Origin of the sequence: Photobacterium rosenbergii (assembly GCF_003026455.1) — a bacterium.
Lineage (GTDB): Bacteria > Pseudomonadota > Gammaproteobacteria > Enterobacterales > Vibrionaceae > Photobacterium > Photobacterium rosenbergii.
The window spans coordinates 97,337-114,039 of record NZ_PYMB01000014.1; the positions used below are offsets into that span (position 1 = coordinate 97,337).

Genomic DNA, 16,703 nt, shown 5'->3' on the forward strand with positions numbered 1-16,703 from the left:
ATAGCCGATGGTGTTCATTTTCTGGTATTGTTTTCATTTATCCCTTGAAATGGTCGACTCGTACCACAATATCATCAATAACCATTGTTTTTCGTATCGGCTTCCGTAGTCACAAAAGTGGCGAATTTAGACGGGACAGGGATGATTAATCGCAAGTCTTGGCCTAGCGCCTTGCTGATATAATCCCGGTTGAAAAATTCAGATTAAGAATTCAGCCTTGATAGGCTGAAATAACTAAGAGAAAACGGCAACGCCATGTTATCAAAACTACTGACCAAAGTTATCGGTAGCCGTAACGACCGCACACTGCGTCGTATGCGCAAAATTGTTGACCAAATCAACAAGCTTGAACCTCAATTCGAAAGTTTGCAGGACGAAGAACTAAAGGCCAAAACGGTTGAGTTCCGTGAGCGTCTGGAGCAAGGTGAGAACCTTGACCAGCTACTGCCAGAAGCCTTTGCAACGGTACGTGAAGCGTCCAAGCGTGTATACGGTATGCGCCACTTCGACGTTCAGCTTATCGGTGGTATGGTACTGAACGCTTGCCAAATCGCAGAGATGCGTACCGGTGAGGGTAAAACCCTGACGGCAACCCTGCCAGCTTACCTTAACGCCCTGACGGGTAAAGGCGTTCACATCGTAACGGTGAATGACTACCTGGCCGCGCGTGATGCCGAAACTAACCGACCACTTTTTGAATTCCTAGGTATGACCGTTGGCGTTAACGTGCCAAACATGCCGCCTCAGGCGAAGAAAGAAGCCTACGCTGCCGACATCCTTTACGGAACAAACAACGAATTTGGTTTTGACTACCTGCGTGACAACATGGCGTTCCGCCCGGAAGATCGCGTACAGCGCGAGCGCTTCTTTGCGGTAGTCGATGAAGTTGACTCCATCCTTATCGATGAAGCCCGTACCCCGCTGATCATTTCTGGTCCTGCGGAAGATAGCTCTGAACTATACACCAAGATCAATACCCTGATCCCACAGCTAACCAAGCAGGATCAGGAAGACAGCGAAGAATACCGTGGCGAAGGCCACTACACGGTGGATGAAAAGTCGAAGCAAGCTCACCTTACCGAGAACGGTCAGGAATTTGTCGAAGAGTTGCTTAAGCAAAACGGCATGATGGAAGAGGACGACACTCTTTACTCGCCAACTAACATCAGCCTGCTTCACCATGTTAACGCTGCCCTACGTGCCCATGTTCTGTTTGAGCGCGACGTTGACTACATTGTTAAAGATGACGAAGTAATCATCGTTGATGAGCACACTGGCCGTACTATGCCGGGCCGTCGCTGGTCTGAAGGTCTACACCAGGCTGTAGAAGCCAAAGAAGGTGTGAAGATCCAGAATGAAAACCAGACGCTAGCGTCGATCACTTTCCAGAACTACTTCCGTCTGTACACCAAACTATCTGGTATGACAGGTACAGCCGATACCGAAGCGTTCGAATTCCAGTCTATTTACGGTCTTGAGACTGTCGTACTGCCAACTAACAAGCCGATGATCCGTGATGACATGGGTGACTTGGTTTACATGACCGAATTGGAAAAATTCGCTGCGATCAGCGAAGACATCAAGAACCGTGTCGAAAATGGTCAGCCGGTTCTGGTTGGTACCGTATCGATTGAAAAATCTGAGCTACTGTCTAAGTCACTGAAGAAACAAGGTATCAAGCACGAAGTCTTGAACGCCAAGTTCCACGAGCGTGAAGCAGACATCGTTGCCCAGGCGGGTGCACCAAAAGCGGTAACTATCGCTACTAACATGGCCGGCCGTGGTACGGATATCGTACTGGGTGGTTCATGGCAGAGCGAAGTGGCTAAGCTGGACAACCCAACTGACGATCAAATTGCCAAGATCAAAGCGGACTGGAAGGTACAGCACGATGCCGTTCTAGCCTCTGGTGGTCTGCACATCATCGGTACCGAGCGTCACGAATCTCGCCGTATCGATAACCAGCTACGTGGTCGTTCGGGCCGTCAGGGTGATGCCGGTTCTTCCCGTTTCTACCTATCGATGGAAGATGGCCTGATGCGTATCTTCGCTTCGGATCGTGTGTCTAACATGATGAAGAAGTTGGGTATGGAAGAAGGCGAAGCGATCGAGCACCCATGGGTGACCAAGGCTATCGAAAATGCCCAGCGTAAAGTTGAAGGCCGTAACTTCGATATCCGTAAGCAGTTGCTTGAATTCGATGACGTAGCTAACGACCAGCGTAAGGTGGTTTACGAGCTTCGTGATGAGCTGATGAATGCCGAAGACATCAGCGAAATGATCGAGCAGAACCGTGAAGACGTTATTCAGGCGGTTATCGATGGCTACATCCCGCCACAGTCGTTGGAAGAGATGTGGGACATCCAAGGCCTGGAAGAGCGCCTGAAGGCCGACTACGACATGGAACTACCTATCCAGGAGTGGTTGGACAGCGAAGAGAAGCTGTATGAAGAAGCGCTGCGTGAGCGCATCGTCGAGAAAGCGGTTGAGATCTACCGTCATAAAGAAGAAGTGGTTGGTGCACCGGTACTACGCAACTTCGAGAAAACGGTAATGCTTCAAAACCTAGATACGCTATGGAAAGAACACCTAGCGGCAATGGACCACCTACGTCAGGGTATTCACCTGCGTGGTTATGCGCAGAAGAACCCGAAACAGGAATACAAGCGTGAGTCGTTTGAACTGTTCGAAGGTATGCTGGAAAGCCTGAAGTCTGATGTGATTGCGATCCTGAGCAAGGTACGTGTCCAGCAGCAGGAAGAAGTTGAGCGTGTTGAAGCTGAGCGCCGCCGTCAGGCCGAAGAGCTAGCCCGCCGCCAGCAATTCCAGCACCAGAATGCGGAAAACCAAATTGCCGATGAAAGCCAGGAAAGCGACGAAGCGGCGCCTTACCAGCGTGAAGAGCGCAAGGTAGGCCGTAACGAGCCTTGTCCATGTGGCTCTGGCAAGAAATACAAGCAATGCCACGGTAAAATCAACTAACCAGGCAGCTTAAATGATACAAAAGGCCGCAATCGCGGCCTTTTTTCTATCCTCGGATAACTCACGGTAACAGTGTTGGTGGGGGTATATGCTTAAAGAAGAGACCTGCCTAGCAGGCAATGAGAAAGTCAAAGGTAGCGGTTTGGAAAAGAAACAAGTGTGGATCTCGGCGGGGATCATCCTCAATGCCGAACAGGATAAGGTTTTCATCACCCAGCGCGCCGCCAAAGCGCACAAGGGCGGTTTCTGGGAGTTTGCCGGGGGTAAGGTCGAAACCGGTGAAACAGCCGAGCAGGCGGTGATCAGGGAGTTGCACGAAGAGGTTGGTATCCAAGCGACTGAACTGGAGCACTTCATGGCACTGGAGCATGACTACCCAGAGAAGTCATTGAAGTTTGATTTCTTCCTGGTACGTGCCTTCGAAGGCAAGGCATACGGCAAGGAAGGCCAGCCAAGCGAGTGGGTACGCCTAGAAGAGCTAACCAACTACGCCTTCCCGGAAGCGAATGAGGTTGTGTTAGAGAAGTTGATGGCGTTATAAAAGCGGTTCTGGGTCCTTGGTCCTAGGAGGTCCGGGGGGGTATTCCCTCGTCCCCAGGACCTAGCACCCCGTACCCTTTAATACCCCATATCTTCCGACCAGCCGTCGGAATCAGACATATCCGGCGCGCCCGGGATAGCCTTTTCTTCTTCAGCCCACTCACCGAGATCGATAAGCTGGCAGCGCTTGCAGCAGAACGGACGGAATGGGCTTTGCTCACCCCAAACAACGTCGGTTTGGCAGGTTGGGCATTTCACCACGGTGATCGGTGTAGTTGGCGTGTTGGATTGCGTCACTTGTTACCTCAGCAAATCGCTAGTTTAAATTCTATCGTCTCGGCAATGCCGGCGCCTTCTTCAAATGGCATGAAGCGGATGGCAAACCGGCTGCGGTGTCCCGATATCATAGGGTAGACACCATGGCTGGGGCAAATCTCAAGCCGGATCAAACTGGCTTCTTCGGCTTCATGCTGGAAGAAACCACCGCGTGCGACCTGATCTTGGAACTGTCCGGTTTCCCTGACTAGCTTGAGCCACAGGTTGAGGGCAACACTTAGCTCTTTGATTTGGGACAGCCAGTTGGCCAGATCATTTTGCTTATGGGCCAGTGGCAGGTGTAGCCAATGGTGCAGGGCCGGTAGATCGAAACAACAGCTACCGCCAGGAATAGAAAGGCGTTGCTTGATCCCACCAAGGAAGCGGTCTTCGCGCAGGGCTTGGCCAAGGCGGTTAGCGGTAAGTAGTTGGTGCTGGGCGAGCTCTAGCTGGTCCAACAGTGCCAGTAGGGCAGTTTGATCGACCCCTTCAATGTTTAGCCATTGCTTGAGGCGGCCACGTTGTTTCTCGAGATCTTTGGCAAGCTCCGACTTGAGCTGGATTTGATCAAGGATTTCCAGCAAATCAAACAAAGCGCGGAAGAATAGCTGATGTTGCCAAGGATCGGTTAGATCACTGGCATGTTGCATTTGGCGGATCAGGTATTCCAAGCGAAGGTAAATTCGTACCTTCTCATTTAACGGGTGTTCAAAGCGGTTTATTTGCATATCAACCTACCCAAATTAGTTAGCACTGCGGTGTGTTGTTCTGCTGGCGGCTTAACGCCAGGTATTCTTGGTGCAGTTTGGCAACTTGCTGCTCAAGGTTGTCACCATTGCCATTATTGCAGATCACATCATCGGCAGCCGCAAGGCGTTGTTCACGGCTGGCTTGGGAAGCAAGGATGCTGCGAACCTGTTCGGCAGGGACATTATCCCTTTGCTGGGTCCGGGCTACCTGAACCTCTTCATCAACGTCGACCACCAATAAGCGGTCTGTCATTGCCTGTAGGTTATTTTCCACCATAAGCGGCACAACCAGCAAGCAATACGGCGACTGGGCGGCGGCAATATCTTGCTGCATTTTCTCCCGGATCATCGGATGCAATAATTGGTTAAGCCATTCTTTTAATTGATTATCACTGAAGATGGCTTCACGCAGCTTACTGCGATTAAGCGTACCATCTGTCAACAAGATGTCAGAACCTAGTTTCTTAACAATGGCTTGCAAACCGGCACTGCCCGGCTCGACCACTTCACGGGCAACGATATCGGCATCAATGATCTCTATCTGCTGTGCTGCAAACAGATTGGCAACCGTGGTTTTGCCACTACCGATCCCGCCGGTTAATCCAATAACAAAAGACATAATTTAAAGCCCCAGGTAAGCGGTTAGGTACCAGTTGAGCAACGGCTCACCCCATAACATGGCCACCCAGCCGGCAATAGCTAGATAAGGACCAAAAGAAAATGGCTGCTGGCCGTCATTCTTCTGACGGCGCATCATGATAATGCCGCAGATTGCTCCAACCAGAGAGGAAAGCAGTACCACAAAAGGCAGCAACTGCCAGCCAAGCCATGCACCTAGTGCCGCCAGTAGTTTGAAGTCTCCATAACCCATGCCTTCCTTGCCCGTCAGCAGCTTGAAGACCCAGTACAGGCTCCATAGCGACAGGTAACCGGCCATGGCACCAATAACGGCATCCTGCAGGCTGACTGGGGAGATCCCGAGTAGCGACAGCATCAAGCCTGCCCACATCAAGGGTAGGGTAATTTGATCCGGCAGCAGCATTTTGTCGATATCGATAAACGTCAGGGCTATCAGGGCAAAGCTAAACAGGATCACTGCCAGCGCCCAAGGCGAAGCTGGCAGGGTGAAAGCGATAGTTGCGCTAATCACTGCGGTTAATGCTTCGATCGCCGGGTAACGGGCACTGATACTGGCTTTACAGTTGCGGCATTGGCCTTTGAGCAGTAGCCAACTGATCACCGGGATATTGTCCCACATGCTGATTGGGTGCTGGCAATGCGGGCAGCGCGAACGCGGGATACTGAGATTGAAGGTGCCGGTGTCTTCTTGCGGAGTAAGCTCAGGAAAATACTCGGTGCAGTCGGCTCTCCATTGGCGCTCCATCATGATAGGCAGGCGGTAGATCACCACGTTAAGAAAGCTACCTACCAGCAACCCGAAAATTGCAGCAAAAACAGGAAATAACCAAGGGTATACAGACAGCAACACCATGAAAAAAGTCTCTTATTACTCAATGGGGATATTGTAGGGGAAAGAGCGCCTAGATCCTAGAACCGAGTTCCCGGATACTGGCGGAGGCAGGTCCTAGGAGGAGATGGCCCTGGGGCCTAGGGTAAGAAAAAGCGAAAATCCAAGTAAGTGCTTGATACTACATCGAACCCATTGGAATCGTCCTGCAGTTCCCAGTTCCCAGTTCCCAGTTCCCAGTTCCCAGTTCCCAGTTCCCAGTTCCCAGTTCCCAGTTCCCAGTTCCCAGTTCCCAGTTCCCAGTTCCCAGTTCCCAGTTCCCAGTTCCCAGTTCCCAGGAACTAGGATCTCGTCACTACGTTCCTATCCCACCACACTCATCAACTTGAACACCGGCATATACATGGCGATCAGCAATCCGCCGATAACTGTGCCGAGGAACATGATAATCAAGGGTTCGATGATTTTGCCGAGGTTATCGACGGTATTGTCGACATCATCCTCATAAGTAATGGCAATTTTATTGAGCATATCGTCAATCGAACCGGACTCTTCGCCAATCATCACCATCTGCAGCATAAGTTCTGGGAAGACCTCGCTATGGCGCAGGGCCAAATGTAGCGGCATACCGGCCGCTGTATCATTGTGGGCACCTTCGATTGCCTGTTCGATAAAACGGTTACCACTCGTTTTTCCTGCAGCTTCTAACCCGGTTAGGAGTGGGATCCCTGAAGAGAAGGTGGTGGCAAGGGTGCGGGAAAAGCGGGCGATAGCCGCTTTGCGCAAGACTGGCCCCAAGATGGGGAGGGCCAGTAGCATACGGTGAACACGCAGTTTGTGTTGGTCTGACTTACGGTAAGCAGTAACGGCAATAATCCCTGACAACAGCAAGCCGAGTGCGAGGTAGAGCCCATGGCTGAGCATAAAATCGGAGATGTCGATAATACACTGGGTAAACCATGGTAATTCTGCACCGAAGCTATTGAAGATACTGGCAAATTGTGGAATCACGAAAATCAGCATCATCACTGTGACGATAATTGCTGTCAGGGTCACCATTGTTGGGTAGATCATCGCCTTGATCACCTTCTTGCGCATGGCTTCGCTTTTTTCCCGGTAGGTGGAAAGCCGGGAGAACGCATGGGCCAAATGGCCGGTTTGCTCGCCAGTGGCAACCAGATCGCAGTAGAAATCATCAAACAGGGGGGAGCTGGTATGCATGGCCCGGGAGAGGCTTAAGCCAGCCTCAACTTGGTTGCTTATCATAGCAAGGGTCGCGCGCCCTTCGGCTTTGTGGTGGCTGGTGGCAATCAGCTTGAGTGCTTGCACCACAGGGACACCGGAGTTCACCATAGTGGCAAGCTGCCGGGTAATAGCGGTGATGTCGGTGGCCTTGAGTTGGTTCTTGCGTTTGCTTAGCGTCGAAGGGTTATGACGCTTGAGCTTCCGGACCTGAATTTGTTGCTCGTTGAGCTTGGCACGGATCTCCTGCTCCTGAAACCCTAGCATCACACCGGATAAACGCTTGCCGGTCGGGTTGATCCCACGCCAGCGGTAGTAACGTATTTTTCTGTCCTTGGCCATGGGAAGGTCCTTATGCTGCTAGAAAACTGTTTGGGTTAAGTGGTTATAAGGAAGTGTGTTCAAGCAAAATGCAGGACACGTTGTAGCTCGGCAAGGCTGGTGGTGCCTTGGCAGAGCTTTTCAATTCCGGCTTGCTTAAGGGTGAGCATTCCGTTCTGACGGGCGATATCTTCCAACTCCAAAGTGCTAGCGCCTTGCATCAAGGCTTGTGACAGCGGACGGGAGAAGGGCATCACTTCATAAATACCGACCCGCCCGAGATAGCCTTTGTTGCAGTCATCACAGCCTGTTGAACTGGCTTTGAACAGTTCGATATCTGCTGGGATTTCCAGTTTGGCCCGAAGCAAAGGGTCGAGATCGTCAGGCTCTTTGCAGTGGTGGCAAAGCCGTCTGGCAAGGCGTTGGGCAATGATCAGGCTGAGTGATGACGCCAAGTTAAAATCTTCTATCCCCATATTTGTCAGGCGGGTGATGGTTTCTGCTGCCGAGTTGGTATGCAAAGTTGATAGGACCAAATGCCCGGTTTGCGCCGCCTTTACCGCAATGCCCCCAGTTTCGAGATCTCGGATTTCACCCACCATCACCACATCGGGGTCCTGACGCAGAAAAGCCCTTAGTGCCTCGGCGAAGCCAAGCCCGGAAGTTGGGTTGATCTGGACTTGGTTGATCCCCGGCAGGTTGATCTCGATCGGATCTTCGGCGGTGGAAATATTACGAGCTTCGGTGTTGAGGATTTTTAGCCCCGAATAGAGTGAAACAGTTTTGCCGCTTCCGGTCGGCCCGGTCATTAGGATCATCCCTTGTGGCTGGCCAAGAGCATCAAGGTAGGCCTTTTTTTGCACCTCGTTATAGCCAAGGTGATCGATATCCAGCTTGCTGCTACTGCCATCGAGGATCCGCAGTACGATTTTCTCGCCCCACATGGTTGGCAAGGTGGATACCCGTAGATCGACAGACACACTGTCAGAGAGTTTAAGCTTGATCCGGCCATCTTGCGGTATCCGCCGTTCGGCAATATTGAGCCGTGACATTACCTTTAATCGGGTTGATAAGCGGCGGGATAGGTTTGCTGGTGGCGTCGCATACTGATGTAAAATGCCGTCGCAGCGAAAGCGGATCCGGTAGTGTTTTTCGTACGGCTCGAAATGGATATCCGAGGCGTGTTTGCGCAGGGCATCAAGTAAGGTCTGGTTGATATAGCGCGTCACCGGTGCGGTGTCGCTGCTGAGATCCGTCGCTTCATCAACTAGCTCGCCATCACTGAGCTCAACCAACTCAGTCAGTTCGCTGTCGCTGATCCCTCTTTGCGGTGTCTGCTGTTCTGCACCTTTTAGTTCGCTCCCGTAGACCCTGCGGATAGCGGCCTCAAGTTGTTTGTACTCAAGCAGAGCCGGTTCGACATGCTTACCGGTAGCAAAACGGAACTCATCAAGGGCATCAAGCAGGGTTGGGTCGCACAGGCCTATATGCAGGGCGCTGTCGGTGACACTTAACGGCAACATCCGGTGGCGCAGTATCAAATCGCGCAGGTTGAGCGACTTGCAGCACCCGGCATAGTCATACTGGTGGGTATCAACCAGCGCGACCGAAAAAATGTTTTCCAGCTGCCGCGCTAAATCAAGGCTAGTCATAACCCCTAGCCCGATCAAAGCAGCAGGTACAGACTGGCTTTCAGCCTGTACCCGGTCAACCACCTGTTGCAACTGCACCGGGCTGATCAGCTCAGCCTGATGCAGGATAGAAGCGAGGTTGGTCTGCATTTAATAAATAGTACCAGTATCTAAGCAACCCTTCGATTCAACACCTGTATTTTGAATGCACATCCAACCTGTAGAACTTTTTTGGAATTGAACTTTTTTTGAGTCTGTTATTGTTGAATTAGAACCAAAAGTAAAAGTAGCGACCCCTCCTGAAATATCAGGCACAGGTTTTATACCTATTTTACCTAGAGCACTCATATCCTCGTGTGCACCAACGTTAGCTAAATCTGTTGCTGCAGGAAACTCCCCTTTTTCTTGTTCCAACATGTCAATATTTGTCAGTAACGAACGAAGTGTTGCGACTGCACTGGCCACCTCCGACTTTTTTGTATAGCTTTGGTAAGCAGGAATTGCTATTGCTGTTAGAGCTCCAATAATCGCCACCACTATCATCAATTCAATAAGCGTAAAACCTTGTTGCTTCTTCATTTCCTTGTCCTTGTTAAATAGCCATGAATGTAAAGTAGGGCCAGCATACCTATGATATGCAAAGGGTTTTATTGGTGGCGAAAGGTTGCTGGAAATGGCTCGGAAAAAACGCGGCAGCGTTACATTTTTTGCGTCAAATTTGCGGCGAGGGTGGGAAGCAGGCCATCGGCCATAGGAAGAGCAGGCTAGGGGAGGAGCAAAAGCGGTGTAAAAAATCTAGTTAAGATCCTAGGTCATTGGCTTGGGTTATCGGGTAATGTTTGGGGGGATTGGTGCAGAGGGGATGTGCTAATAAGGGAAGCGAAATTTAGAGGCAAGTGTTAAATACCTGCGACGCCAAGCGCCGCTAGCCACTTGCCTCTGGCCGGTTTATTTAAACCGCATCGACAAATCCATCGCCTTGAGATGCTTGGTCAGTGCGCCGACCGAGATGTAATCGACACCGGTTTGGGCAAACTCGCGGATGGTTTCAAGCGTTACGTTGCCGGAGTTCTCTAATGCAGCGCGGCCTGCGTTGATTTTCACGGCTTCGCGCATCATGTCGGTAGTGAAGTTATCGAGCATGATGATATCGGCGCCGGCATCGATGGCTTGTTGTAGTTCTTCCAGCGATTCGGTTTCAACTTCTACTGGCTTGCCAGGATTAAGCTGCTTGGCAGTGCTAATGGCCTGCTCGATGCCGCCGCAGGCGATAATGTGGTTTTCCTTGATAAGGTAAGCATCGAACACACCGATACGGTGGTTGTAGCCGCCACCGCAGGTCACGGCGTATTTCAGCGCGCTGCGAAGGCCCGGAATCGTCTTGCGGGTATCTAGTAGGCGGCAGTCAGTACCTTCCAACTGCTTGGCATACTCGGCAACCGTGGTGGCACAGCCAGACAAGGTCTGGATGAAGTTCATCGCGTTGCGCTCGCCGGTCAGCAAGATACGCGACGGGCCGCGCAGGGTGCACAGGGTCTGGTTCGGCTCAACCTTGTCGCCGTCTTCAACATGCCATTCAATGCTGACTTCACCGCCCAGTTGGCGGAACACTTCCTCGGCCCACATCTGGCCGCAGAAAATACCGTGCTCGCGGGTAATAATGGTTGCTACCCCTTGGCTGTCGGCTGGGATCAGACCCGCCGTTACATCAAGGCTGGCATCAATCTCGCCACCGAGGTCTTCACGCAGGGTGTCGGCAACGGCACGGGTAATTTCGAGGGGAAGCTGCTGTTTAAGGTAATTCAAGCGCGATTCGCTGTCGTGCTTCTTTTCCATTTGAGTCATGACAAATCCGTAGCAAGGTTAGCTGCTGAAGAGGGGCGGGGAGTGCCCTTGTGTTTTCTGGCGCTGATGATACCGCGATGCGTCCTCAGATCCTAGGTGCGAGTTCCTAGTTCCTGGGAAAAGCGGGTAAAGATGGTGCTAGGACCTAGTAGGAGCAGGCCCTCGGAAAAGTAGAAAAGGCAATAAATAAGAGCGAGGAGCTTGACGTATAATCGCGATCAGTAAATGCTTTACGGACCAAGGACCAAGGACCAAGGACCAAGGACCAAGGACCAAGGACCAAGGACCAAGGACCAAGGACCAAGGACCAAGGACCAAGGACCAAGGACCAAGGACCAAGGACCTCTCTAGGAACTAGGATCTCGCCTCTAGGATCTAAACAAATGCTAACAATCAATCAAAACCACTGGCTGGAAGGGGTCAAGCATGTGCCTTCGCCGTTCTTTGATACCCGGCCGGAAAGTGACGATATATCGCTGCTGGTTGTACATAATATCAGCTTGCCACCGGGCCAGTTCGGCGGGCCGTATATCGAACAGCTATTTACTGGCACGTTAAAACCTGACGAACATCCCTATTTTGAGTTAATTTCCGGTTTTCGGGTCTCGGCTCACTGTCTAATCAGGCGAAATGGCGATATTATCCAATTCGTTCCGTTTGACTGTCGGGCTTGGCATGCGGGTGTGTCGACATTTGCAGGCCGCGACAAATGCAATGACTATTCAATCGGGATTGAGCTGGAAGGAACGGACACACTGCCTTATACCCAGGCCCAGTACGATACCCTTGCCGCACTCACCCGGGTGCTGCTCGATAACTACCCCCGCACGGAAGCCAGCCGGATCACCGGCCATGAGTTCATCGCCCCCGGTCGCAAAACCGACCCGGGCTTAGCATTTGATTGGCTTGCCTATAAGTCTTCAATATTGCTCAAGTAATCGCCAATCAGGGCGACTGCTGATGGGAAAACTGGCGAGAAAATGTAACAAATAATTGGTCTGACCATTGGTTGTTTTCTCGTCAAACATTGCTCTAACCCCTGTTGACTACTAGTGTTTGTCATGTTTTAACAAGTTTTCATAATTTGAAATTTTTGTTAAATCACCCCTCATTCTATGATTTCAATCAAGTTGTCGGTAGACATCCTCAATTATTTCTGTAAACTTTCCTTCCATAGTTAAATTGGTAATACCAATTATCCGCATTCCGGACTACCTTGAAACGTATAAGTACAACCAAGAACGAATAACGAATGACTTATAAACGAATCCGCCAACCCAAGCTCTCCGATGCTATCGAGCAGGAACTGGAGCACCTGATCCTCGAGGGAATCCTATCCCCGGGTCAGCAGCTTCCGCCTGAGCGTGAGCTTGCCAAGCAATTCGATGTTTCTCGCCCGTCTGTCCGTGAAGCTATCCAGCGCCTAGAAGCAAAAAAACTGCTCACGCGCCGCCAAGGTGGCGGTACCTTCGTGACCGAAAAGCTATGGCAGAGCTTTTCTGAGCCACTGTTGGAACTCCTATCCGCCCACCCCGAGACCCAACTAGATTTGTTGGAGTCGCGCCACGCCCTTGAGGGCCTGGCTGCCTACTACGCCGCCCTTCGCGGTAACGAAGAAGATTTCACCCGTATCCGTGACTGCCATTCACGTATACAGGACGCCCAGCAGCAAGGTGATTTGCCGGCCGAAGCCGCCGCCGTGATGCAATACCTGATAGCGGTAACCGAGTCCGCTCACAACGTGGTATTGCTCCATATCATCCGTAGCCTTGCCCCTCTGCTGGAGCAAAACGTATTACAAAACTTTGAGCTCCTGAACCGTCGCCCAGAAGTGGTGGAAAAGGTGCGCAATCATCGAGCCAACATTGTCCAGGCGATTGTTTCGGGTGAGCCCGTACAGGCCCGCGAAGCATCGCATGCACATTTGGCTTATATCGAGGAAACCTTGTTGGATTTATCGCGTGAAGACAGTAGACGAGAACGCTCTCTTCGACGCATTCAACAACGCAAGGACGGGCTGGATTAGTACCCCTCATATAAGCCGAGGGCACTAGTAAACAGTCGCGACATTGTTAGTTTTGTAGATTATCAACGAAAGGATAGATCGCATGTCTGAAGTCATGAAAAATGACGTGGACGCACTGGAAACTCAAGAGTGGCTAGCAGCCCTTGAGTCAGTCGTTCGTGAAGAAGGTGTAGAACGCGCCCAGTACCTACTTGAGCAAGTACTGGACAAGGCTCGTCTTGATGGCGTAGATATGCCAACCGGTATCACTACCAACTACATCAACACCATCCCATCAGATCAAGAACCAGCTTACCCTGGTGACACAACGCTTGAGCGCCGTATCCGCGCGATCATCCGTTGGAACGCAGCGATGATCGTACTGCGTGGCTCTAAGAAAGACCTTGAGCTTGGCGGTCACATGGCTTCATTCCAGTCTGCTGCAGCGTTTTACGAGACTTGTTTCAACCACTTCTTCCGTGCTCCGAACGAGAAGGACGGTGGTGACCTAGTTTACTACCAAGGCCACATTGCCCCTGGTATCTACTCTCGTGCATTCGTTGAAGGTCGTCTGACTGAAGAGCAGCTAGACAACTTCCGCCAGGAAGTAGACGGTAAAGGTATCCCTTCATACCCGCACCCTAAACTAATGCCTGAGTTTTGGCAGTTCCCGACCGTATCTATGGGTCTGGGTCCAATCTCTGCTATCTACCAAGCACGTTTCCTTAAGTACCTTGACGGCCGTGGCCTGAAAGATACCAAAGAGCAGCGCGTATACGCGTTCCTAGGTGACGGTGAGATGGATGAGCCAGAATCACGTGGTGCAATTTCTTTCGCTGCGCGTGAGAAACTGGACAACCTATGCTTCCTAATCAACTGTAACCTACAGCGTCTTGACGGCCCAGTTATGGGTAACGGCAAGATCATCCAAGAGCTAGAAGGCCTATTCAAAGGTGCTGGCTGGAACGTGGTTAAAGTTATCTGGGGTAACAACTGGGATTCACTACTGGCGAAAGACACCTCTGGTAAGCTGCTTCAGCTTATGAACGAGACTATCGACGGTGACTACCAGACATTCAAGTCGAAAGACGGCGCTTACGTACGTGAGCACTTCTTCGGTAAGTACCCTGAAACTGCTGCACTAGTTTCTGACATGACTGACGAGCAGATCTTCGAGCTTAAGCGCGGTGGTCACGAGTCATCTAAGCTGTACGCAGCTTACAAGAACGCGGCGGAAACCAAAGACCGTCCAACTGTTATCCTGGCTAAAACTGTTAAAGGTTACGGCATGGGTGAAGCAGCGGAAGGCAAGAACATTGCGCACCAGGTTAAGAAGATGGACATGTCTTCTGTTATGCACCTGCGTGACCGCCTAGGCCTACAAGACCTAGTTTCTGACGAAGAAGTGAAGAACCTGCCTTACCTGAAACTGGAAGAAGGTTCGAAAGAGCACGAGTACCTACACGCTCGTCGTAACGCACTGCACGGCTACACGCCACAGCGTCTGCCTAACTTCACTGAAGAACTAGTGATCCCAGAAGTTGAAGAGTTCAAGCCACTGCTAGAAGAGCAGAAGCGTGACATCTCTACAACAATGGCATTCGTTCGTGCGCTAAACGTTCTACTTAAGAACAAGAACATCGGTAAGAACATCGTTCCTATCATTGCTGACGAAGCACGTACTTTCGGTATGGAAGGCCTGTTCCGTCAAATCGGTATCTACAACCCGCACGGCCAGCAGTACACTCCGCAGGACCGTGACATTGTTTCTTACTACAAAGAAGCGACTTCGGGCCAGGTACTACAGGAAGGTATCAACGAGCTAGGTGCAATGTCTTCATGGGTTGCTGCGGCAACGTCATACAGCACCAACGATCTTCCAATGATCCCGTTCTACATCTACTACTCAATGTTCGGCTTCCAGCGTGTGGGCGACATGGCGTGGATGGCAGGTGACCAGCAGGCGCGTGGTTTCCTACTAGGTGCGACAGCAGGTCGTACTACCCTGAACGGCGAAGGTCTACAGCACGAAGACGGTCACAGCCACATCATGGCTAACACTGTTCCTAACTGTATCTCTTACGACCCAACGTTCGCTTACGAAGTTGCTGTGATCATGCAAGACGGTATCCGTCGCATGTACGGCGAGCAAGAGAACGTGTTCTACTACCTAACGGTAATGAACGAAAACTACGCGATGCCAGCAATGCCAGAAGGCGCTGAAGAAGGCATCCGTAAGGGTATCTACAAGCTAGAATCTTACGCGGGTGATAAGTCTAAAGTTCAGCTAATGAGCTCGGGCACCATCATGAACGAAGTTCGTAAAGCAGCACAGATCCTAAGCGACGACTACGGTATCGCTTCTGACATCTACTCTGTGACGTCTTTCAACGAACTAACCCGTGAAGGTCAAGACGTAGAGCGCTTCAACATGCTTCACCCAGAAGCTGAAGCGAAAGTACCGTACATCGCACAGGTTATGGGCACTGAGCCTGCAATCGCTGCAACTGACTACATGAAGAACTACGCAGAACAAGTTCGCGCGTTCATGCCTTCTGAGTCTTTCAAAGTACTTGGTACTGACGGTTTCGGCCGCTCTGACAGCCGTGCGAACCTACGCCGCCACTTCGAAGTTAACGCTGGCTACGTAGTTGTTGCTGCACTGACTGAACTGGCTAAGCGTGGTGATGTTGAGAAATCTGTAATTGCTGAAGCAATCGCGAAGTTCGACATCGACGCTGACAAGATCAACCCGCTATACGCGTAAGAGGCAAATTAAACATGGCAATCGAAATTAATGTACCTGATATCGGTGCGGATGAGGTTGAAGTAACTGAGATTCTTGTTAGCGTTGGCGACAAGGTTGAAGAAGAGCAGTCTCTGATCACTGTAGAAGGCGACAAGGCTTCTATGGAAGTACCAGCTTCTCAGGCGGGTATCGTTAAAGAAATCAAAGTGGCTGAAGGCGACAAGGTTTCTACCGGTTCTCTAATCATGATTTTCGAAGCCGAGGGTGCTGCAGCTGCAGCACCTGCTCCTGCGGCTGAAGCAGCGCCTGCTGCTCCAGCTCCAGCAGCAGCGGCTGAACTGAAAGAAGTTCACGTACCGGACATCGGTGGTGACGAAGTTGAAGTGACTGAAATCATGGTAGCCGTTGGCGACAGCATCGAAGAAGAGCAGTCTCTTCTTACTGTTGAAGGCGACAAGGCATCAATGGAAGTACCAGCACCATTCGCCGGTACTCTAAAAGAGATCAAAGTAGCGGCAGGCGATAAAGTATCGACTGGCTCTCTAATCATGATCTTCGAAACGGCAGGCTCTGCACCTGCAGCGGCTCCAGCAGCAGTAGAAGCGCCAGCGGCAGCTCCTGCAGCGGCAGCTGACAAAGAAGTGAACGTACCGGACATCGGTGGCGACGAAGTAGAAGTGACTGAAATCATGGTAGCTGTTGGCGATATGATTGAAGAAGAGCAGTCTCTTATCACTGTAGAAGGTGACAAGGCTTCTATGGAAGTACCTGCACCGTTCGCTGGTAAGGTTAAAGAAATCAAGATTGCAGCTGGCGACAAAGTGTCAACTGGCTCGCTAATCATGGTATTCGAAGT

General features: G+C 51.2%; 14 protein-coding genes. 6 read left to right on the plus strand and 8 right to left on the minus strand.

Translation table 11 applies throughout. From position 1 onward, the window contains the following. Window positions 1-255: 255 nt before the first annotated feature. On the plus strand, window positions 256-2,982 hold the full coding sequence (secA, locus tag C9J01_RS20700) for a preprotein translocase subunit SecA (RefSeq protein ID WP_107300046.1): 2,727 nt from the start codon (window positions 256-258) through the stop codon (window positions 2,980-2,982). 142 nt (window positions 2,983-3,124) lie between these two features. Beyond that, window positions 3,125-3,523 carry an 8-oxo-dGTP diphosphatase MutT gene (gene mutT / locus C9J01_RS20705; RefSeq protein WP_107300058.1) on the plus strand — a complete coding sequence of 133 codons (399 nt, stop codon included), beginning with the start codon at window positions 3,125-3,127 and terminating at the stop codon, window positions 3,521-3,523. A 77-nt stretch (window positions 3,524-3,600) separates the two neighbouring features. Here mutT and yacG read toward each other — a convergent pair whose 3' ends face one another. The 8 genes from yacG to nadC all read right to left on the minus strand — a co-directional run bounded on the left by yacG (window position 3,601) and on the right by nadC (window position 11,084). Next, window positions 3,601-3,819 carry a DNA gyrase inhibitor YacG gene (yacG, locus tag C9J01_RS20710; protein WP_039459319.1) on the minus strand — a complete coding sequence of 73 codons (219 nt, stop codon included), beginning with the start codon at window positions 3,817-3,819 and terminating at the stop codon, window positions 3,601-3,603. Window positions 3,820-3,827: 8 nt separating this feature from the next. Further along, on the minus strand, window positions 3,828-4,565 hold the full coding sequence (gene zapD / locus C9J01_RS20715) for a cell division protein ZapD (RefSeq protein WP_107300047.1): 738 nt from the start codon (window positions 4,563-4,565) through the stop codon (window positions 3,828-3,830). 19 nt (window positions 4,566-4,584) lie between these two features. Beyond that, window positions 4,585-5,205, minus strand: a complete 621-nt coding sequence (gene coaE, locus C9J01_RS20720; protein WP_107300048.1) for a dephospho-CoA kinase — start codon at window positions 5,203-5,205, stop codon at window positions 4,585-4,587. A gap of 3 nt (window positions 5,206-5,208) precedes the next feature. After that, the gene (locus C9J01_RS20725; RefSeq protein WP_107300049.1) at window positions 5,209-6,078 is read right to left on the minus strand and encodes a prepilin peptidase; all 870 of its coding nucleotides are present in this window, start codon (window positions 6,076-6,078) and stop codon (window positions 5,209-5,211) included. A gap of 339 nt (window positions 6,079-6,417) precedes the next feature. After that, window positions 6,418-7,638, minus strand: coding sequence for a type II secretion system F family protein (locus C9J01_RS20735; protein WP_107300050.1), 1,221 nt, complete (start codon window positions 7,636-7,638; stop codon window positions 6,418-6,420). A gap of 59 nt (window positions 7,639-7,697) precedes the next feature. Further along, window positions 7,698-9,398, minus strand: a complete 1,701-nt coding sequence (gene pilB / locus C9J01_RS20740) for a type IV-A pilus assembly ATPase PilB (RefSeq protein WP_107300051.1) — start codon at window positions 9,396-9,398, stop codon at window positions 7,698-7,700. Beyond that, window positions 9,399-9,827, minus strand: a complete 429-nt coding sequence (locus C9J01_RS20745; protein ID WP_107300052.1) for a prepilin-type N-terminal cleavage/methylation domain-containing protein — start codon at window positions 9,825-9,827, stop codon at window positions 9,399-9,401. It abuts the gene before it with no gap. 369 nt (window positions 9,828-10,196) lie between these two features. Further along, the gene (gene nadC, locus C9J01_RS20750; protein ID WP_107300060.1) at window positions 10,197-11,084 is read right to left on the minus strand and encodes a carboxylating nicotinate-nucleotide diphosphorylase; all 888 of its coding nucleotides are present in this window, start codon (window positions 11,082-11,084) and stop codon (window positions 10,197-10,199) included. A gap of 392 nt (window positions 11,085-11,476) precedes the next feature. Between nadC and ampD the strand changes: the two genes are divergently transcribed. The 4 genes from ampD to C9J01_RS20770 all read left to right on the plus strand — a co-directional run. After that, complete coding sequence (gene ampD, locus C9J01_RS20755; protein ID WP_107300053.1) at window positions 11,477-12,031, plus strand: 1,6-anhydro-N-acetylmuramyl-L-alanine amidase AmpD; 555 nt, start codon at window positions 11,477-11,479, stop codon at window positions 12,029-12,031. A 314-nt stretch (window positions 12,032-12,345) separates the two neighbouring features. Beyond that, entirely contained in the window at window positions 12,346-13,119 is a 774-nt protein-coding gene (pdhR, locus tag C9J01_RS20760; protein WP_107300054.1) for a pyruvate dehydrogenase complex transcriptional repressor PdhR, read from the plus strand. A gap of 82 nt (window positions 13,120-13,201) precedes the next feature. Beyond that, entirely contained in the window at window positions 13,202-15,865 is a 2,664-nt protein-coding gene (aceE, locus tag C9J01_RS20765) for a pyruvate dehydrogenase (acetyl-transferring), homodimeric type (protein WP_107300055.1), read from the plus strand. 14 nt (window positions 15,866-15,879) lie between these two features. Beyond that, the coding region (locus C9J01_RS20770) for a biotin/lipoyl-containing protein (protein WP_336596081.1) at window positions 15,880-16,703 on the plus strand (824 nt) is incomplete at its 3' end.